At 45.8% G+C, this 19,383-nt stretch carries 15 protein-coding genes; 10 read left to right on the top strand and 5 right to left on the bottom strand.

Going from position 1 to position 19,383, the window contains the following annotated elements; all coding sequences use genetic code 11:
* Positions 1 to 26 precede the first annotated feature (26 nt).
* The 4 genes from ACFOEK_RS07705 to ACFOEK_RS07720 all read left to right on the top strand — a co-directional run bounded on the left by ACFOEK_RS07705 (position 27) and on the right by ACFOEK_RS07720 (position 7,597).
* Positions 27 to 1,277, top strand: a complete 1,251-nt coding sequence (locus tag ACFOEK_RS07705; protein WP_386718694.1) for a beta-ketoacyl synthase N-terminal-like domain-containing protein — start codon at positions 27 to 29, stop codon at positions 1,275 to 1,277.
* Positions 1,274 to 2,479, top strand: a complete 1,206-nt coding sequence (gene fabV, locus ACFOEK_RS07710; protein WP_386718697.1) for an enoyl-ACP reductase FabV — start codon at positions 1,274 to 1,276, stop codon at positions 2,477 to 2,479. Before ACFOEK_RS07705 ends, fabV begins: the two co-directional genes overlap by 4 nt.
* A 219-nt stretch (positions 2,480 to 2,698) precedes the next feature.
* Positions 2,699 to 7,270 carry an ATP-binding protein gene (locus ACFOEK_RS07715; protein WP_386718700.1) on the top strand — a complete coding sequence of 1,524 codons (4,572 nt, stop codon included), beginning with the start codon at positions 2,699 to 2,701 and terminating at the stop codon, positions 7,268 to 7,270.
* Between the two features lie 84 nt (positions 7,271 to 7,354).
* Positions 7,355 to 7,597, top strand: coding sequence for an acyl carrier protein (locus ACFOEK_RS07720; protein ID WP_386718703.1), 243 nt, complete (start codon positions 7,355 to 7,357; stop codon positions 7,595 to 7,597).
* A gap of 79 nt (positions 7,598 to 7,676) precedes the next feature.
* Here ACFOEK_RS07720 and ACFOEK_RS07725 read toward each other — a convergent pair whose 3' ends face one another.
* Together ACFOEK_RS07725 and rnt are read right to left on the bottom strand one after the other, a co-directional pair.
* Positions 7,677 to 8,693: an AraC family transcriptional regulator gene (locus ACFOEK_RS07725; protein WP_386718706.1), complete on the bottom strand. Its 1,017-nt coding sequence runs from the start codon at positions 8,691 to 8,693 to the stop codon at positions 7,677 to 7,679.
* An 89-nt stretch (positions 8,694 to 8,782) separates the two neighbouring features.
* Positions 8,783 to 9,469, bottom strand: coding sequence for a ribonuclease T (gene rnt / locus ACFOEK_RS07730; protein WP_386718709.1), 687 nt, complete (start codon positions 9,467 to 9,469; stop codon positions 8,783 to 8,785).
* Between the two features lie 359 nt (positions 9,470 to 9,828).
* On the opposite strand from rnt, the gene ACFOEK_RS07735 reads away from it, so the two are divergent.
* From ACFOEK_RS07735 to ACFOEK_RS07755, 5 genes are all read left to right on the top strand, one after another.
* On the top strand, positions 9,829 to 10,773 hold the full coding sequence (locus tag ACFOEK_RS07735) for a flagellar protein MotY (protein ID WP_386718712.1): 945 nt from the start codon (positions 9,829 to 9,831) through the stop codon (positions 10,771 to 10,773).
* Positions 10,774 to 10,981: 208 nt separating this feature from the next.
* Entirely contained in the window at positions 10,982 to 12,205 is a 1,224-nt protein-coding gene (locus tag ACFOEK_RS07740; protein ID WP_386718715.1) for an argininosuccinate synthase, read from the top strand.
* A gap of 214 nt (positions 12,206 to 12,419) precedes the next feature.
* Positions 12,420 to 13,172 (top strand): carboxy-S-adenosyl-L-methionine synthase CmoA, encoded by a 753-nt coding sequence (gene cmoA / locus ACFOEK_RS07745; protein WP_386718717.1) that lies wholly within the window; start codon positions 12,420 to 12,422, stop codon positions 13,170 to 13,172.
* A gap of 66 nt (positions 13,173 to 13,238) precedes the next feature.
* Positions 13,239 to 14,228 (top strand): tRNA 5-methoxyuridine(34)/uridine 5-oxyacetic acid(34) synthase CmoB, encoded by a 990-nt coding sequence (gene cmoB / locus ACFOEK_RS07750; RefSeq protein ID WP_386718720.1) that lies wholly within the window; start codon positions 13,239 to 13,241, stop codon positions 14,226 to 14,228.
* Between the two features lie 64 nt (positions 14,229 to 14,292).
* Entirely contained in the window at positions 14,293 to 14,952 is a 660-nt protein-coding gene (locus ACFOEK_RS07755) for an MBL fold metallo-hydrolase (protein WP_386718723.1), read from the top strand.
* 39 nt (positions 14,953 to 14,991) lie between these two features.
* Here ACFOEK_RS07755 and ACFOEK_RS07760 read toward each other — a convergent pair whose 3' ends face one another.
* The 3 genes from ACFOEK_RS07760 to ACFOEK_RS07770 all read right to left on the bottom strand — a co-directional run bounded on the left by ACFOEK_RS07760 (position 14,992) and on the right by ACFOEK_RS07770 (position 18,076).
* The gene (locus ACFOEK_RS07760) at positions 14,992 to 16,062 is read right to left on the bottom strand and encodes an AI-2E family transporter (RefSeq protein WP_386718726.1); all 1,071 of its coding nucleotides are present in this window, start codon (positions 16,060 to 16,062) and stop codon (positions 14,992 to 14,994) included.
* 3 nt (positions 16,063 to 16,065) lie between these two features.
* Positions 16,066 to 16,629, bottom strand: coding sequence for a Crp/Fnr family transcriptional regulator (locus ACFOEK_RS07765; RefSeq protein ID WP_386718729.1), 564 nt, complete (start codon positions 16,627 to 16,629; stop codon positions 16,066 to 16,068).
* Positions 16,630 to 16,789: 160 nt separating this feature from the next.
* On the bottom strand, positions 16,790 to 18,076 hold the full coding sequence (locus ACFOEK_RS07770; RefSeq protein ID WP_386718732.1) for an HD-GYP domain-containing protein: 1,287 nt from the start codon (positions 18,074 to 18,076) through the stop codon (positions 16,790 to 16,792).
* A 170-nt stretch (positions 18,077 to 18,246) separates the two neighbouring features.
* On the opposite strand from ACFOEK_RS07770, the gene ACFOEK_RS07775 reads away from it, so the two are divergent.
* Positions 18,247 to 19,332 (top strand): PA0069 family radical SAM protein, encoded by a 1,086-nt coding sequence (locus ACFOEK_RS07775; protein WP_386718735.1) that lies wholly within the window; start codon positions 18,247 to 18,249, stop codon positions 19,330 to 19,332.
* Positions 19,333 to 19,383 lie beyond the last annotated feature (51 nt).

Raw genomic sequence — 19,383 nt, forward strand, 5'->3', positions numbered from 1 at the left:
GAACAGTGAATAAAGGTAAAGATAGAATGAGACGAGTAGTCATCACGGGTGCTGGTATTGTCTCCAGTTTGGGTAATTCTTTGGATGAAGTCAGCCGTTCCTTGAAAGAAGGCCGAAGTGGCATTGCGACTAATGACAGCTTTAAAGAAGTGGGCATGCGTTCGCACATCAGCGGATCTATTGATTTTGATACAGCAGCGTTAGTGCCTAAGCGAGTGGCCCGTTTTATGGGGCGAGGTGGTGCCTATGGCTACCACGCGATGGAGCAAGCACTAGAAAGCAGCGGCTTAACCCGAGAAGAGATTTCAAACGAACGGGTCGGCTTGATCATTGGTTCCGGTGGTGGTGCTACCGATGAAATTCTGGATTCAGTTGAAGTGATGCGTGCCAAAGGCATTCGTAAAGTCGGGCCCTATCGTGTTACACGAGGCATGCACAGTTCAACGGTTGCTTGTCTGGCGACGGCTTTTGAAATTCGTGGTGTGAGTTATGCGGTGACTTCGGCTTGTGCGACCAGTGCGCATGCCATAGGTTCAGCGTATGAGCAGATTCTTCTGGGAAAACAAGATGTAATGTTTGCTGGTGGCAGTGACGACATCCATTGGACGATGGCACTTCAGTTCGATGCGATGGGCGCACTGTCGACCGCATATAACGATCAACCTCAGAATGCGTCTCGACCTTACGATGCTTCTCGTGATGGCTTTGTGATTTCCGGTGGTGCAGGCGTTCTTGTGCTGGAAGATCTGGAACATGCGCTTAACCGAGGTGCCAACATTCTTGCTGAGATTACCGGTTTTGGTGCCACCAGTGATGGCGACGACATGGTTCAGCCGTCGGGTGAAGGCGCGATCCGTTGTATGAAACAAGCGATGGGTGGCAGATTAGAGATTGATTACGTCAATGCTCACGGCACATCCACACGCATAGGTGATGTCAAAGAGCTTAATGCGATACAAGCGGTGTTTCCTAGTCAAGCTCCGCCTGTCTCATCGACCAAAGCGTTAGGTGGCCATGCCATTGGTGCGGCGGGTGTGCACGAAGCCATACATTGTCTGTTGATGATGCGAGATGGTTTTATTGTTGGTAGTCATAACTTGGAAATCGTCGATGACATCGTGTCTGAATATCCGATTTGTCGTGCTACTCAAGAAGCCAAGTTGGATCGTGTGATGTCGAACAGTTTTGGGTTTGGTGGTACCAATGCAAGCTTGGTGTTTGAGCGCTTTGATCCGGAAAGTGTGGCAAGCATTCAGCCGGAGAGGGACGTAGCATGATGGTGATTGAGCCCAAAATTCGAGGCTTTATGTGTACCACGGCTCATCCCGAAGGATGCAAAGCCAATATTGATGCTCAGATCAAACAGGTTCAAACCTGGGCGAAAACTCAAGATCTGACCGATAAGCCTAAACGCGTATTGATTATTGGTGGCTCGGCCGGTTATGGCTTATCCAGTCGAATTTTATGCGCAGCTGGATATGGTGCGACAACTCTGTCAGTTTCGATGGAGAAACCTCCTAAGGAAACGAAGTCTGCGACGGCGGGTTGGTATAACAATCACTTCTTAGAACGTTGGGTTGAACAACAAGGTGGCCAAGCCTCTTCAATCTTTGGTGATGCGTTTTCGGACGAGGTGAAACAGCAAGTCGCGGATGAAATCCGTAACACCATGAAGCAGGTTGATCTGGTGGTTTATAGCCTTGCTGCGCCAAGACGCAATAAAACCATTCAAGGTGAACCGGTCACTTATCAATCGGTGATCAAGCCGATTGGCAACGCCATCGACGTCAGGACTGTAGATACGGCTTCCGGGCAGATGAAACACTTTGAACTGGAAGCGGCTTCAGAGCAGGAAATCGATAATACCGTCGCAGTGATGGGCGGTGAAGATTGGTTTGACTGGATGTCGTTGTTAAACGCAGAAGGTCTACTCAGTGATCAGATCCAAACGGTTGCGTTCAGTTACCTTGGTGGTGAGTTAACTAAGGCTATCTACGGTGCTGCCACTTTGGGTGCGGCCAAGGAAGATGTGGAACGCTATTGTTTGCGCATTAATCACTTGCTGAATTCAGACACTCATTCGCCCGTAGCGAAAGTGGCGGTATTAAAAGCCATTGTGACGCAATCCAGTGCCGCTATTCCGTCTTTGCCTTTGTACATTTCGGTGCTGTATCGAGTGATGAAGTCACAAGGTAGTCACGAAGGGTGTTTGGATCAAATTGTTCGGCTCTTTGATAGCGGACTTTATCCTCAGGCGGATCAGCACTGTGCGAAGGATAAACCCTATCGCTATCGCTTAGATGACAGAGAGCTGCAACCTGAAGTTCAGCAAGCAGTGACTGAACTTTGGAATCAGGTTTCAGAAGAAAACCTGGAATCCACCACAGACTTTTCTGGCTATCGATCAGATTTTTTAAAGCTGTTTGGATTTGATTGGCCAGACATCAATTATCAACAGGGAGTGTCACCCATTCCCTAAAGAAATCGTTGAAACGCATTTGTTTTCAGAACTTTAGAATGAATGCGTTATCTAATTAATTTCGCCGTAAAGTGCCTCTTTTTGAGCTCGTAATTACACGATTAGCGACCGAGTGACTCTAATTGTGTTGGGAAATGTGTTGCTTGAGATCGGGCTTTATTCATCGTTATTGGCACTTTTTTCGTATCCGCGGCTGATTGGCAAATGGAGGTAAGTAGTATGTTCGATATTGAAGGTGAAGCAGGAACAAAAACTCAGGAAGCCAAAGAAGGAACTTTGGACAAAGAGAGTACGTTGGATAAAACAGCGGAAACTTCTGATGCCGCGTTATCCGCATCCGCCGATGCAAACCTCAGTGAAGGTGACACGGATGGTGCTGCTTCCGGCATGACCTTACGTTGTGATCGTAAAGCGTTAGGTATTGAGTCACTTGAGTTTGTTGGTGGCCCTTTCCTGGATAAAGACACCTTGATTCAAAAGCGTAACGTCATTAAATCATTAGCAAACGACACTTACGCAGAACAAGTATTGAAGCCGGTTGATGACATAAAACGTCCTTCGGCCTTGTCGTTAGTTCATAAGATCGCAGACCGCATTCTAAAAGAAGAACAGCTTGGCCCGTTAAGCCTATTAAATATTGAGTTGAGTGATGATCAATCAGCAGGCTATGAAATAGCGGTCGTGGTGCAGAATCGCTCGGTTCGTAATGGTGTTTGGTCTCCTAAACACCACAGTTTGGTGAACACTTGGTTATCCGAAGTCAGTGCCAAACGCCTACCGGTTGTGACCTTCATTGATACGCCGGGCGCCGATGCCGGCAATCAGGCCAATATGGAATTTCAGGCGGGCAGTATTTCAGAGCTGATTGCAGGCTTCACGCGTTTGGATGTGCCGAGCATTGGCGTGATTTACGGCAAGGGGTATTCGGGCGGTGCCATTCCTTTGGCCGCAACCAACTTATTATTTGCTTTGAAAGATGCTGTATTCAGTACCATCCAGCCGCAAGGCTTGGCAGCCATCGCGCGGAAAGAACATCTTACTTGGCAAGAATGTGCTCAGAAAGTTGGAATCAATGCGGTAGAGCTGGTGTTTGATGGTGTGATTGATGGCGTGATCGATTATTCGCCGTTAGAAGAAATGCCTCAAGCAAGTTCAGAGAAAGTACGCGTGGTGAAAGAAGCCTTGTTAGCAGGCTTGGCATCCTTAATGGAACATCACGAGAAACCTTCACAGATTCGTGATCTTCGCTGGCAAACTTTGAGAAGCCGCTTAAGTTTTCAAGAGCCACACTATGAACAAGGTAAGACTTCTGAGCGTATCCATATTCAAATTCAGCCGCGTGAAGTATCTAACCTTTCAAAAGATTCACATCTTCAAGAAGAACTGCAAGGTCAGCTATTCGAACAGTGGCTAAATCGATCACAACCTTTGAGATATCATAAGCCTTTAGAGCGCTTGTGGAATACGATTCAGGCTGACACCTCTGTTGCTTCAGAGCTGTCGGGTCGAATCGGTCAAAGTATTGATGATCAGCAATTTCAGAAGATCGAAGCTCTCTCGTTAGCCTTGGCAATTGAGTTTTTTCATCAATGGCAAGGGCAGTTGGGTTGCTATCTAGATCAATTCAAAGCGTATCTTCAGCAAGCAGACTCCTCATCGCTGTTTGAGTTTATTGCAGATCAGGCTCGTGGGGATCTTCAAAGCCCAGCGCTTTCTCTGACTGATTTTGTAGCAGTGAAAGAAATTCAAGAATTGGTGTTGCATCACTTAGAGTTATTGAAACTTCTTGATGTCAGTTATGACGTGTTTCTGTCGGAAATCTGCTCAGTGGCTTGGGAGTATTCACTCAAGCAAACGCTTTCTGTGGAAACGGTTCAAAAGCTATTGCGTTCAGCACAAGTGATCGCGGCGGAACAAGGCATCAATCGCGAGCGTGCCCAACGTTTCTTGAATTGGTTACATCATTTGGAAGAGCAAGGATTGTTGAGTAACCTTGTTACCCGAATGAACGACTGGAAGCTTCGACAATTTCCTCAGACCGATCCGGTACTTTTCGTCGTGGCGGGGTATTTTGTCAGTACTTTGTTAACCCGGTTGTATTGGCATCAGGTACGAGGCATTCCGTTCTCAGGCGCCTTTCAACCAAGACATATTGGACGACAGAAGAATTTCTGGCACCGCTTAACGCAGGCGTCCCGAAACGTGCGCATTCAACAAGTATTGAATGAAACCAAGACACAACGAATGATCTCTCCGCAATCCTGGATTGATCTTCTGTTTGAGAACTTTCAACCTTTGGATCAGGAACTGGTAACGAAAGATCCCAAAGTATTCCCGGGCTTTGCGAAGCGCATAAATCAGGTGTTGGACAATTCAGGTACACCGTGTGGTTTGTTGACGGGCGTGGGTGCGCTTAAGTCTCAGGTGAACACAGCACACACCAAACACCAAGTGGGCTTGTTTGTAAGCAACAGCGATTTCCAAGCGGGTGCCTTTGACATGGCATCGGCTGAGAAATTGTGTCGATTATTGGAGCGGGCATCAGTGGCAGGCATTCCTGTCATTGGATTGGTGTCCTCGGCTGGGATGCAAACCAAGGAAGGTGCTTCTGCTTTATTTTCCATGGCCGTTGTCAATGAAGCCATTTCCCGCTTTACCGAGGCGGGTGGCCGAATGATGATCATTGGTTATGGCGATTGTACCGGAGGTGCGCAAGCGAGTTTCGTGACGCACCCGAATGTCGATACCTATTACTTGTCTGGCACTAATTTACCTTTTGCAGGCCAGGTTGTTGTACCAGAACATCTGACACTTCAGGCAACGCTATCGAATTATCTCACCGAGCGCCGCTGGGGAGATAATGACCGCTTAGTGATGAGAGGGCTTATTCGTCATCCTTTCTTTGCTGGTCTGGATCGTAGATTAAAAGAAATTGATCCGTCTCTTACGCTATGCGAACTCAATCTGAATGACGTTTTGGAAACGTGGTTGAGTGAGAATGGCAGTTTAACCAGCATTGCTGATGCGCCGATTAAACAGAAACAGTACAACAAAATTAAACAGCTACTTATTCACGCGCGTGGTTGTACTGCCATTCGTTTGATTGATGCGGCTCATGCGGCCAATAAACAGGTGGTATTGGTTCAATCAGACCCAGATATGAATTCAGTTGCGGCTGACTCCTTGGGTATTGGTGATCGTCTGGTCTGTTTGGGTGGCCAAAGTTCGGAAGAAAGTTATCTTAGTGCTCATTCGGTCTTGCGCGTTGCAGAGTTAGAGCAGGTGGATGCATTGCATCCCGGAATTGGCTTTCTCTCTGAAAATGCCGATTTTGCGGCGGCTTGTTTGGAAAAGGATCTGAATTTCATCGGTCCGGAAGCTTCTTCGATTGCAAGAATGGGAGACAAGGCGCAAGCCATTGCGACCGCAAGAGCTGCGCATGTTCCTACGGTGCCGGGCAGTGATGGGGTGGTTGCAACACTGGCTCAAGCAAAACAAGTCATGGCTGAAATCGGCGTCCCCTTGTTAATTAAAGCCAGCCACGGTGGTGGTGGCAAAGGCATTGGAACCGTTCAGTCACCTGACGAATTGGAAGCAACGTTTTTACGAGTCCAACAGGAAGCCAAAAGTGCTTTCGGTTGTGGTGATGTTTACATCGAGCGTTTGCTGGAATCGGTTCGTCACATCGAAGTTCAGGTGTTACGAGACAGTCTCGGTAATTTCCGAATGATGGGGATTCGAGATTGTTCTGCACAGCGCAATCGCCAGAAAATCATTGAAGAATCTGGTGAGTATGTGCTCACTCAAGAGCAAATTTATGCATTGAATACCTGGTCTGCTGGTTTATCTCATCGTATCAACTATGTGGGCGCAGGCACGGTAGAGTTTCTTTACGATTTAGAACGAAATTGTTTCTACTTCATGGAGATGAATACGCGTCTTCAGGTGGAGCACATCGTTACCGAAATGACCGCTGGTGTGGACTTGGTAGAACAGCAGTTCCGAATCGCAGAAGGCCATAGCATTGCTGAACTGCCGGAAGCGGTGGTTCAGACCGGTCATGCGATTGAAGTGCGGATCAATGCGGAATCCATTTCTAAGGATCAAACCAAAGGTGAGTTAGTGGTTACTCCGGCGACGGGACGTTTTACCAAAGTCCATATCCCGGAAAAAGACTACGCTCGTGTTCTGTGTGTTGCCGCGAAAGGCAAAGAAATGACGCCATTTTATGACAACTTGGTCGCTCAAGTTGTAGTTCATGGCAAAGACAGAGCTGAAGCGATTGCTCGATTAAGTACTTACCTGGATGAACTGGTCATCAGCGGAGTGGACACTAACTTACCTCTGATCAAAGCGCTGCTGAAGAGTAGCGATTTTATCTCTGGCGAAATCACCACAGCTTTTGTTGAAGAGTGGGTGGCAGAAGACTCGTCAGCAGAAGACAGTGACTTTCTAGATACTCTGGCCAACCGAGCCAATGAGAAAGCAGATTCAAGCACGGCTCTGATCGAACATGATGGAAGTGAGTACCTACTTAAGCTTCCAAATACCGGAGTCGTTTATGCGGCGCCATCACCGGACAGCGCGCCTTTTGTTAAATCCGGCGATGTGATTTCTGGTGATCAAACGCTTTTATTGCTGGAAGTAATGAAGATGTTTATGCCCGTCACGTTAAGTCATTTCTTTAAAAACGCGTCAGGTAAGGACAAGTACCGTGTGATGCATTGTCGAGACTTGGATGGTCAATATTTGCAACAAGGAGAAGTGGTGTTGACGCTGAAAAAATTATAGAGAACTTCTCGTCATAGAGGACCTCTCTATGTCTTACAAAACCCGAATTTACCAACTGAATATGTAAATAGAAAGGAACAAAAAATGTCAGATTTAACTAAGAAAATTCAAGCAATCATCAGTGAGCAATTAAGTGTTGAACTAGACCAAGTCACTGAAAAAGCGTCTTTCACTGAAGACTTAGGCGCAGATTCTTTGGATACCGTGGAGTTGGTTATGGCTCTGGAAGAAGAGTTTGAAATTGAGATTCCTGACGAAGTCGCGCAAAACGTGAAGACCGTTGAAGATGTGATTAAGTTGATTACCGAAGAAGCCGCAACGGCCTAATGATATGCTGGAGCTTACTGAAGCCCATCTCTTCAGTAGGCTCCGTCCTCTCTTATTCAGAAGTCTCCTGGTATCGTCTCTAGCTTTCCAAGTCTTTTCTGTATTGTTTTGGGCTCATGCCCGTCCAGCGTTTGAAGGCGCGACTGAAGGCGCTCAGCTCTGAAAATCCTAAGACAAAGGCAATTTCACTCAGAGAGTGATTCTTATCCTTGATGATTTCCAACGCTTTTTCCTGGCGGATTTCTTCCACCAGTTCCTGGAATACCAAGTTCTCTTTTTTCAACTTGCGATAGAGTGTTTGTCGACTCATGTGCAGACGTTGTGCGACACGATCAATATCCGCCTGACCGTGCGGTAGTAATTCCAGCACAATGTCTTTTACTTTGTCGCCAATCTTACGTTTGAACAAACGGGTATTAATCGCTTCGGCATAACGTTGTAATGCGGAGCGAACATAGGGGTTTTTCTGTTTTGGGCTGAACTGTAAAAAGCGGCTGGCGAAGGTAATGCTGCACACGTCTTGATCAAATTCGACCGGGCAACCAAACAGCTTTTCGTATTCTTCTGCGTAAGGCGGAGCCGGGTGAGCAACACCGATTCTTTCCATGCGAATTTCATCGTTCACAAATTGCTTGGTACGTTGCACTGCTAAAGCCAGTGTGCGTTCCATGTCCTGTTGGCAATAAAATTCAGGCTTATGGTGATGGAACTCAATGACGGAGAGGCTGCCTTGCTTATCAAAGGTCAGCTCAATGCCATTGTTAACTAAGCTGAACAAGCGAACGTATTGCTCGATACCTTGTTCCAGGGAATCACTGTGAACCAATACATTGGCGACTAAACCCATTAATTCGGCACTGCTCAGTTGTCCTACGTGCAAGCCGATGGCAGGGTCTTGAGTCAGGGATTTGGCTTTTTCCCAAAGCTGGTGGTATTGAGTGATGGGGAGGCGTGCTTCTTGATCGTCCAGAGTGGCCGGAGAAATGTCTAATTCTTCCAGCAATTGTGCCTGGCTGTGTTCATCAAGGAAGTCATTGTTTCTCAAATAATGAAGTACGGAGCGAGCAGAAGAAATACTAACCGTGGTTTCGTTCATTTATGTCTGCTGCTCCTTCAAAGACTTGTTAACCGCTTGTTAACTATATGTATGTCCGTTTTTAAGCATAGCAAGCTTTTATTAAAGAATTACTCACCAAATTGTTCAAAATCTTCCATGCTGACTTCTTCTTTGGCTTCCTCGATACCTTTTGGTGGCCAGCCTCCCATACGCATCCACTTATTCACAATTTCACAGAAGAGTTCGGCTGTTTTTACGGTGTCGTATTTCGCTGAGTGGGCTTCTTTGTTATCGAAATCTATGTCTGCTGCGATACAGGCTTTTGCTAAAACGGTTTGTCCGTAAGCCAAACCAGCTAAGGTGGCGGTATCAAACGTCGAGAACGGGTGGAAAGGATTGCGCTTGATGTCACATCGTTCGGCAGCGGCCATCACAAAGCCGTGATCGAACGTTGCGTTGTGGCCAACTAAGATCGCACGATTACAGCCTTCATTTTTTACTTTTTTACGAACGACCTTAAAGATTTCTGCTAAAGCTTCTTGTTCGGTGACTGCACCACGATTTGGATCATTAGGGTCAATACCTGTGAATTCAAGAGCGCTTTTCTCAAGGTTTGCACCTTCAAAGGGATGAACCGGGAAGTCGATGACTTGGTCGATGTGAAGCCAACCTTCTTCGTCCATGTGTAAACACACAGCACAGATTTCCAGGAGCGCGTCGGTTTTGGCGTTGAAGCCAGCGGTCTCAACGTCAATTACAACCGGCATAAAGCTGCGGAAACGTTGAGCGAATAGAGATTTTTCTGAATCAGACACAGGTGGGAATTCCTTGGGTTGTTCGTTGCTGATAAACAGCCTGGCTAACATTAGCGTGGCCGCTCATTTTACTTGCTCTGGCGCTGTTAAACCAGATGCTTGCTCTTTACATCGAGGTTTTTTCAGAAATTCACTTTTGGTAACCATCTACCAACCATTCTGTAACTGAGGTTAACGGAGAGGGTGTGATTTAAGGACTAAAATAACTTTAGTTTTTGAAGCTCGTGCCGATAGGCAAAGATGTGAGGGTAAGTTTAAGCTCTGACGGGCGTTGTACCTATTAACAACAAGAGTAACTTCCAGAGTATTTGGAATCGTGTTTATTAGTTTCAGACTCAGATAGCGATCGGAATCAAAACGTGCGTAAAACTAGGTTAAAAACGAAGCACTGGTTGACTCAAACTTTGTTGGTCAAACTGGTGTTAATCATCGCAACAGCGGCATTGCCTGTGATGGCAAATGTACCGGCTGTTACCTATATGGCATCGTATGATGATAGCGAGTGGAAGCTGGAGTCTTCCGTGTTTGCCTGTTCGCTTTCTCAGGAAATTCCTTCGTATGGCCGAGGTGTGTTTTACCGCCGTGCCGGTGAAAAGATGGTGTTCTTTCTTCAAACGCCTTACAACCAAATGCGTAAAGGCCAAGCCTCTTTAGTGATTGAACCCCCGACTTGGCGTCCTGGAAATCCGGCACGTCACATGGGGTATGTGGACGTGATTTCTGGGGATAAACCATTCCAAGTGGAGCCTGAGCGTGCAAGCTCTATGCTGGCAAGCCTGAATAATGGTTTTGTTCCGATGTTTACTCGTAAAAGTTGGTACGAACCAACTGAACCTTCTATTCGAGTAGGATTGAGTGCGTTTGATTTTGATCCTATTTATCGCGACTTTCTTGGCTGTGTTAGTCAGCTTCTGCCCGTCAATTTTGACCAAATCAAACGTTCCGTGGTGTTTTATGACAGCGGCGGTTTGTATCCGGAAGAAAAATACTACCAGTTGATGGATTACATCATCATGTACATCAAGGCTGATCCTGCTGTGTCGTCAGTAATTGTGGATGGTCACACGGATGACATTGGACGCCGCTTTAAGAACCGTGAATTATCTCGTGAACGGGCTGAGCATATAACGAATTACTTTGTTAAAGCCGGTATTCAGGAAGATCTGATCACCACGCGTTATCACGGTGAACGTTATCCAGTGGTAAGAAACCTTGGTCAAGATGGTCGTAAGCGAAATCGTCGTGTGACCATTCGTTTAGAGCGCGATGAACCTTTCCGTCCGAGCAATTTAGAGTTCTTCTAAGCTCGACTTTTGCTTCAAGTCTTTGTGTTAAAAAGCCAAGGTGTTGCCTTGGCTTTTTAGGTTCAAGTTTCATTCTCCTCAGTGGAAGAGGATTTATTGGGATATTCATCGGAAATACTAGGAATACGTCTCTGTCGCCAGTACAATAGGCCGATTTTTTAGTATCGATGCCAGTATTTACGCCCAATTAGGTAAGGAGCCCAAATCGATGAGTGACGTGAAAAAGGTCGTTCTAGCTTATTCCGGTGGTTTAGACACCTCAGTAATCGCTAAGTGGTTATCAGAAGAATACAACTGTGAAGTTGTGACGTTTACTGCGGATCTAGGTCAAGGTGAAGAAGTTGAGCCAGCGCGTGCAAAAGCTGAAGCGCTAGGTATCAAAGAAATCTACATTGATGACCTTCGTGAAGAGTTTGCTCGCGATTTTGTATTCCCAATGTTCCGTGCAAATGCGGTCTATGAAGGTGAATACCTTTTAGGTACGTCAATTGCTCGTCCTCTGATTTCCAAGCGTTTGATTGAAATTGCCAATGAAACAGGTGCGGACGCTATTGCTCACGGTGCAACCGGTAAGGGTAATGATCAGGTTCGTTTCGAGTTGGGTGCATACGCACTTAAGCCGGGCGTTAAAGTGATCGCTCCATGGCGTGAGTGGGATCTGAACTCCCGTGAGAAGTTGATGGCTTACTGTGAGAAGCACAATATCGCGGTTGAGCAGAAGAAAGGTAAGAAATCTCCATATTCAATGGATGCTAACTTGCTACACATCTCTTACGAAGGCGGCATTCTGGAAGATCCTTATGCAGAACCAGAAGAAGATATGTGGTTATGGTCTGTATCTCCTGAAAATGCTCCAGACAAGCCGACTTACATTGAGCTTACCTATGAAAAAGGCGACGTTGTTGCAATCGATGGTGTAGCGAAGACGCCTGCTCAGGTAATGGAAGAGTTGAACAAGATTGCCGGTGCTAACGGTATTGGTCGTGCGGACATCGTTGAGAACCGTTATGTTGGTATGAAATCTCGTGGTTGTTACGAAACACCAGCAGGAACAGTATTGCTTCGTGCACACCGTGCAATCGAATCTTTAACGCTGGATCGCGATGCAGCACATACCAAAGATGAGTTAATGCCTAAGTATGCAGAGCTTGTTTATAACGGTTACTGGTGGTCTCCAGAGCGTAAGATGCTTCAAGCGGCAATCGATGCGACTCAAGAGTACGTGAGCGGTAACGTTCGTTTGAAACTGTACAAAGGTAATGTAATCGTTGTTGGTCGTAAGTCTGAGAACTCTTTGTTCGATGAAAGCATTGCAACCTTTGAAGACGATGCGGGTGCATACAACCAGAAAGACGCTGAAGGCTTCATTCGTTTGAACTCTCTACGTCTGCGTATCGCTGCAAGCAAAGGCAGAAATATGTTGGATGACTAAGCGTTAGCTAGTCTCTGATTAAAAGGCTTCCGTAAGGAGGCCTTTTTTGTATCGGTTAAAAGAGAAGGTTTGATGTTTTCTTTGTGCCTTGGCAGCAGTCGACGAATGCTTAGATCGAGCTATGATCATTAACGAGTGGTGGATTGATCAGTTAGCATTTGCGCTCAGTATCCATTCCATTAAAATAGCCGCTTCAAAAATCAGTGGTTAATTCATGAACGAGTCAGATACCCAATCAGATAATACATCTGATCACATTTATTCTACGCCGCAAGAGCGCATTGGTGATTTTGTCTTTGATGATAATGTCGCACAGGTGTTTGAGGATATGATTTCCCGTTCCGCGCCAGGCTACAGTACGATTGTGTCGCACATCGGTGTGATGGCAAGGCATTTTGTGCAGCCCAATACCCGTATCTATGATTTGGGGTGTTCACTCGGTGCGTGTTCTTTGGTTGTAAACCAGATGGTGGAAGTGGACGGTTGTGAATTAATCGCTGTGGATAACTCTGATGCGATGGTGTCGCGTTGTACTGAGAATTTGAAGAAAGCCGGGCACCGTTTTCCGGTGTCCGTTCAACAAGCGGATATCCTGGAACTTGAGATTAAGAACGCTTCGCTGGTGGTGTTGAACTTTACTTTGCAGTTCATCGATAAAGACATACGTGAAGCGTTACTGAAGAAAATCTACGATGGTTTGGTGGATGGCGGTGCATTGGTGCTATCTGAGAAATTGGCTTTTAACCACAACTCAGAACAGGAGTTGATGATTAAACTCCATCATGATTTCAAACGAGCCAATGGCTACAGTGATTTAGAAATTGCTCAGAAACGGGCTGCCATTGAGAATGTGTTGATTCCGGAAACCAATGGTGAACATATATGCCGACTTGAAAAAGTGGGATTCACCCATGTGTATTCCTGGTTCCGTTGTTTAAACTTTGCGTCCTTTTTGGCCATAAAATAGCGCTTGTTTATATTTACTCAGGCGCTTGTCTGTAAATACGTATTGTAAGTCTGCTTTAAGATTCCTATGAAAATTACCTTTGACGATATTCTTGAAATCCTACCTGAAACGCCGATTGCTCGTTTGGCTGAAGGCTTGCCTGAAAAAATTGCTCATGGCTTGTCAGAACAACGCTGGGCCAATCTCAAGAAATGGATTCCTGTGGTAGAAAACTTACCGGATTTCGGTGAGGTGGATTTCGACCTGAACGCGCATGATCTCGCCATTGGTAAAAATCATTCGATCTCAGAAGAGCAACGACAAGCGCTAGAAGAACAGCTCAAAAGCTTTATGCCGTGGCGGAAAGGTCCATTCAGTGTTATGGGCGTGGATATTAATACCGAGTGGCGTTCTGACTGGAAGTGGGATCGTGTTGCCCCACATATCTCGCCTCTAAAATATCGTTATGTGCTCGATGTAGGGTGTGGCAGTGGTTATCACTGTTGGCGCATGGCCGGTGAAGGTGCGCAAATGGTGGTGGGTGTAGAACCTTCACCGTTATCGAATATGCAATATTGGGCGATGCGCCATTTCATCGGTGCAAATAATGTTTATATGTTGCCGCTAACGTTGGAAGAAGTGCCTGCAAATGTGGCAGGCTTTGACACGGTATTTTCTATGGGCGTTCTCTATCACAGACGTTCGCCTATTGATCATTTGTATCAATTGAAAGCCTGTATGAAGCAAGGCTCCGAGTTAGTGTTGGAAACTCTGGTCGTCAATGCGCCGGAAGGAACTGATCCTAATGGCTACAGCTTGGTGCCGAAAGATAGATACGCGCAAATGCGAAATGTGTGGTTCTTGCCAACGGTGGAGACGTTAATTCATTGGATGCAGCGTGTTGGCTTTAAAGATGTAAAAGTCGTGGATGTGGATCAAACGTCTTTAGAAGAACAGCGTCAAACGGAGTGGATGAATTATCAGTCGTTGAAGGACTTTCTTGATCCTGACAACGTCAATAAAACCATTGAAGGTTATCAGGCTCCAACGCGTGCGACGTTAATTGCTCGCTTATAAGAGCAACATATCTAATAAATATTAGGCTGAGAATGCTTCAGTCGGACCATAATGAGGAGAGACCATGTCATCAGGTCGCGGATTAGCTTATCAAATTGTGCCTGTCACGGCGTTTGAACAAAACTGTTCTGTTATTTGGTGTGAGAACACCAAGAAAGCCGCCGTTGTTGATCCGGGGGGGGACCTTGATCGTGTGTTGGCTGTGATTAATGAGCGTGGTTTAACCCTTGATAAGATCTTACTTACTCACTGCCACATTGATCATGCGGGTGCGACTGCAGATCTAGCGGAGCAGGGGAATGTCCCGATTGTTGGTCCTCAGAAAGAAGAACAATTTTGGATTGACATGCTGCCTCAGCAAAGCATGATGTTTGGCTTTCCGGCGGCAAAGCAATTCACACCAGACCAATGGTTGGAACAAGGCGATACTGTTCAGTTAGGTGATCAGTATTTGGAAGTTCGTCATTGCCCTGGTCATACCCCAGGTCACGTGGTGTTTATCCATCATCCTTCCAAATTAGCGATTGTGGGTGATGTACTGTTTAACGGTTCTATTGGTCGTACCGATTTTCCAAAAGGGGATATGCAGACTTTAGTGAACTCCATTCACCAGCAGCTTTGGTCTTTGGATGATGACTACGAGTTTATTGCAGGTCATGGCCCTAACTCGACCATTGGTTATGAGCGCAAGAACAACCCGTTTGTGTCTGATCACAGAGGGTAGTATTTCAACAACTCTGAATGTTGAGCGTTTCGCCTTTCTTTATCCTTCAGCGTAGCTTCTGACGATAGAAGCGCGCTGAGAGAACCCTTGATATAAGCCTACGAACAGAATCTTTGATGTTGCTAAAATGGGCAGTGCCAAGATCGTTCCGACAATTCCGAACATACTGCCAAAAATAATCACCCCGACAATGACCACAAAGGGATGCAAATCCACTGCGTTGGCAATGATGGTCGGAATCACCACCAGATTATCGAAGATATACGCCACGCCAATTACTGCCACTGCCGCCCATACGTAATAGACATCGAACGGTTGGATACTCATAGCCATCATTAATGGCGGCATCAGCGCCAGTACTGGGCCAAGGTAAGGAATGATGCCAAATAAACCGGCAAACACGCCGAGCATGATGGCGGACTCGAAACCTGCGATGACGAATCCTGTGGTGGCAACCGTCGCCAGAATACTGGTCTGGATGATGACGCCTTTGATATAACCTTGCAGTTGGCGAGCGACTCGGTAATAGATCGACCAACCCATTTCAAAATATTCATTCGGCAGTAAAGACAGTAAGCGGTTACGGGAGGATTTGTAGTCTCTTAACAAGAAGAACACGATGAAGGGTACTAATAATAGAGTACCTGATATGTCTAACAGGATGTTTGATCCCTGAATGATCACGTCAAGATTAAGCTCGGTACTCGACCCCTGAAGAAACTGGTTGATCCCGGCTTTGTCTACCTGAATCCCAGACTTTTCTAATAAAAACTGAAGCTTATCTGTCCACTCGAAGAGCGTGCTTTTCAATATCCCCAGTTTGTTTTGGGCGGCTAAGATGCCGTCCAGTAATTTGGGAAAACCGATAAAGGTTAATCCTGCACTGATGCATACCAGTACACACAAAATCATGGAGGCAGAACTGGCCGGACTTAGCCCGCGCCCGGTCATCTGGTTGTTGACGGGTTCCAGTAATGCATAGAGCGTGAAAGAGACCAGCAGCGCAAAAATAACGGGTTTAAATAACCAGGCAATGCTGATCAATAAAATGCAAATGATGCAAAAAATCAGGCAAGACAAGAATGAAGGGCGTAACAACCAGCTTGGCATGGCTTATTCCTTCAATTCGCTGTTTTCGGGAAGGATAGCTGAGGCGCTTGGATTTTGCGTTACTGCAGGTGAGGGCTCTACTGTTTGGCTTATGGCTTGGTTACTGAGTCTCAGTCGAGTAGCTAGAATCCCAGCGAGGTTCCGCATCAATCGTGCGCCATCAATCGGGTATCTGTCGGTCAGCTCGTCCAGGTTTTGCCGTAAAAAGAAAATGAGTTCAGTCGGCCCCACTGCCAATGCATTTGCGGTTCTTGGTTCATCGACCACCAGTGCCACTTCACCAAAGAAATCCCCTGCTTCAAGTCGAGCCAGATTTTTATGATGAGAGGTAATGTTGACATTGCCAGACAGTATCAGTGCTGCGCCTATCCCTGTTTCACCTTGATGAAAGATGACTTCACCATCTTGGTAGGTACGAAGATGCATGTCTGGTACCAATGCTCGGCAGTGCTTGCGAGAAATCTTGTGGAATAACGGTGTTTTAAGCCAAAGGTCTGCAATACGTTCATCGAGCTGAGTGGTTTTCTTAAAAAAGTTATGCCACAGAGGGTTTTTATTAGTATCCATTCTGTTCCTTTAATGCTTATTCCTTCACACACTCTGTTCTTAGAAGTCTAACTCTGAGGGCAGGGCTACATCTGGCTAAATTTTACTGTTGACCAAAAACTTATGACCCAATCTAACTTTAAATAAGTGAAAACGTTACCACTGATTCGTGTGAATGCTATTACAAACCATCACCTAAGAAATAGTCTTTTAAAGCCTCTTCTGTGGACTTCAACCATTGGTTCAGTTCTGGTGGGATTTTGCTGTCAGGATGCAATTGACGTCGAAAAATACGAATGCTGTCGATTACCTGAAAAATACCGTCTTGAACCAGAGCACCTACTTCCATAATTAGATCGTCATCTTCTGTGGCCATTTCCATCGTACTGGACCCTCGGAACTTGTCGAGACCTGCATTGGACATAGCGAGATCAATCGACAATAGACGACGTTTCAAGTGTTGAGCGGCATTGGTGCTCAAAAAAGGATTGGTAACCTGTTCCATCACTTTTTCGCCACTGGTAACGGCGGTAATGAGTTTATCATAGACCTTTTTAACGTCATTGGCGTCTCTGGGGAGGTCGAAATCAGAAGAGGCCTTAGCCCAGCTTTCCAGAATCTTGATCAGGCACTTGGACGCTTCGTCGTTCAACTGTTCTCCCATATGGGTTTTCAGCACGGTCACTGTGTAGTGGTAACCATGTCGATGGTAAATACTGACGCCACACTCAACGGTCGCCAGAATTTGGCTAGGTATGGATAAATAATACTCGGACTTAGCCATTGGGTAGCCACTGCCATCCAGCCGCTCATGGTGTTCCAATACAATTTTAGCGATGGAATCCTGGTACTCTGGAAATTGATCGAGTATGCGATGCATGATGATGGGATGTGATGCAATATGACGTTCTTGTTCGGGTGTAAAAATGTTGCCTCGGTCTTCCAGCTCTTCACTGAGATGGAGCATGCCTAGATCATGGAAGATAGCTGCGGTGGCGAGATCGTCGGCTTCCATTCGGGGGATCTGCATCATATCGGCAACGCAAAGCGCGGTATAAGTGACGAGCATCGAATGCTCAAATAGATCGGGTTTTTGTTTTTTGCACACAGTTACTTTGTTGCGCATGCTGGTATTCAGTCGCAAGCGTGCAAAACCACGAATAGGCATGTCTCTATCGTGTAACAAATCGAGTGATGCTTTGTATTGGGGATTTTCTTTTAGGTATTCCTGCCAGAATTCCATTAGTGAAGATGCATCAAGCGTATCTTGAATACTAATGACCTGATCAACTTCTTTATTTATTGAATGTTGTTGTAAACGGGCCAATAGATTCTTATTGATCGTTGCGCCTTTAGGCAGAAGCAGTACGCCCTTGGCACTTACAATATCTTCACTGGCGGTGACGACGTCTGTTTCACCTAAATCAGTTACATGTCCTAGGTATTGGTCGTTTGCTGTTGTGGTCATCAATGATCCCTTAGTGTGATGGCCTGTAATTACTCTGTGTACTACTCGCTCATGCTCTATTTACTGATGCTCTACTTACTATAGTGCAATTGGCAAACATCGCTTTTCATTTGCAAAGACTGTATTTTAGTTGTACTGTAAAAATATACAGTATTTAAGGTTGAACTGTTATGCAAACACAAGCGTTAAAAGGCCGTGGAGCTTCTTCTAATCCATCAAATCGTTTTCATTCACTTCACTCCGTAGAGGAACACTTATCCAATGAAAGTGAAGCTTATGATGAGGCAAATTATAAAATAAAACTAATAAGTACTGAGATTATCGAGCAAACTGCCAGGACAGTTATTGCCAGAAATCAATCTCCCGATGTTCCGCATGAACAATCGGTTAATCCCTATGCGGGTTGTGAACATGGCTGTGTGTATTGCTATGCCCGGCCAAGCCATGCTTATCATGATTTGTCACCCGGCTTGGATTTTGAAACCAAGATCATTGCAAAGACGAACGCTGATGAGTGTTTGAGACAAGAGATCAGTAAACCTGCTTACAAGCCTAAACCTATTTTGATTGGTGCGAACACCGACCCCTATCAACCAGTCGAGAGTCGTTATCAGCTGACTCGAAAGTTATTAGACGTTTGTCTGGAAAAAGGTCAGCCCGTTAGTTTAATCACCAAGAGTCATTTGATTGAGCGTGATTTGGATCTCTTGGAAGCGCTTGCTCAGAAAGGCCTGTGCTCGGTAAGGGTTTCAGTGACGACGTTAGATAACGAGCTGAAGCGTATTTTAGAGCCGAGAACGGCTTCGGGGTCTGCAAGATTAGCGACAATTCATAAACTAGCGACCGCTGGTGTGCCGACAGGTGTGATCGTCGCACCTGTGATTCCCTCCATTAATGACAAGGAACTCGAAGCAATTCTAAAAGCATCAAAAGATGCGGGAGCTTCTTCTGCAACTTACATTCTTTTAAGGCTTCCACATGAGGTGAAGGACTTATTCAGCGAATGGTTAGAGATTCATTACCCTCAGAGAGCAAAACATGTGTTGAGCCTGATCAGTCAGTGTCGCGGTGGCAAGCTGTACGACTCGAATTATAAAAACCGCATGACCGGAGAGGGGGTGTTTGCCGAGATGATATCGACTCGCTTTTCTGTTGCATGTAATCGTTTGGGATTAAAAATGGTGGCAAACGAGAAATTAAACCTTTCATTATTTAAAGCGGCACAAGGTGCGCACCCTCAAATGTGCTTATTTTAGTTAAAATCTATTGAGTGTTTTATTTTAATTGATTGTATTAATTTTTGGCGG

The sequence above is a fragment of the Litoribrevibacter euphylliae genome (assembly GCF_042646085.1).
Classification (GTDB): domain Bacteria; phylum Pseudomonadota; class Gammaproteobacteria; order Pseudomonadales; family Litoribrevibacteraceae; genus Litoribrevibacter; species Litoribrevibacter euphylliae.

What these genes read in the sequence shown, in the direction of transcription:
- ACFOEK_RS07725 (WP_386718706.1), bottom strand. Translation starts at nt 8,693, where the DNA reads ATGAACGAAACCACGGTTAGTATTTCTTCTGCTCGCTCCGTACTTCAT.
- ACFOEK_RS07705 (WP_386718694.1), top strand. Translation starts at nt 27, where the DNA reads ATGAGACGAGTAGTCATCACGGGTGCTGGTATTGTCTCCAGTTTGGGT.
- ACFOEK_RS07775 (WP_386718735.1), top strand. Translation starts at nt 18,247, where the DNA reads ATGCAAACACAAGCGTTAAAAGGCCGTGGAGCTTCTTCTAATCCATCA.
- ACFOEK_RS07720 (WP_386718703.1), top strand. Translation starts at nt 7,355, where the DNA reads ATGTCAGATTTAACTAAGAAAATTCAAGCAATCATCAGTGAGCAATTA.
- fabV (WP_386718697.1), top strand. Translation starts at nt 1,274, where the DNA reads ATGATGGTGATTGAGCCCAAAATTCGAGGCTTTATGTGTACCACGGCT.
- ACFOEK_RS07715 (WP_386718700.1), top strand. Translation starts at nt 2,699, where the DNA reads ATGTTCGATATTGAAGGTGAAGCAGGAACAAAAACTCAGGAAGCCAAA.
- cmoB (WP_386718720.1), top strand. Translation starts at nt 13,239, where the DNA reads ATGAAAATTACCTTTGACGATATTCTTGAAATCCTACCTGAAACGCCG.
- ACFOEK_RS07760 (WP_386718726.1), bottom strand. Translation starts at nt 16,062, where the DNA reads ATGCCAAGCTGGTTGTTACGCCCTTCATTCTTGTCTTGCCTGATTTTT.
- ACFOEK_RS07755 (WP_386718723.1), top strand. Translation starts at nt 14,293, where the DNA reads ATGTCATCAGGTCGCGGATTAGCTTATCAAATTGTGCCTGTCACGGCG.
- ACFOEK_RS07770 (WP_386718732.1), bottom strand. Translation starts at nt 18,076, where the DNA reads ATGACCACAACAGCAAACGACCAATACCTAGGACATGTAACTGATTTA.
- ACFOEK_RS07765 (WP_386718729.1), bottom strand. Translation starts at nt 16,629, where the DNA reads ATGGATACTAATAAAAACCCTCTGTGGCATAACTTTTTTAAGAAAACC.
- ACFOEK_RS07740 (WP_386718715.1), top strand. Translation starts at nt 10,982, where the DNA reads ATGAGTGACGTGAAAAAGGTCGTTCTAGCTTATTCCGGTGGTTTAGAC.
- cmoA (WP_386718717.1), top strand. Translation starts at nt 12,420, where the DNA reads ATGAACGAGTCAGATACCCAATCAGATAATACATCTGATCACATTTAT.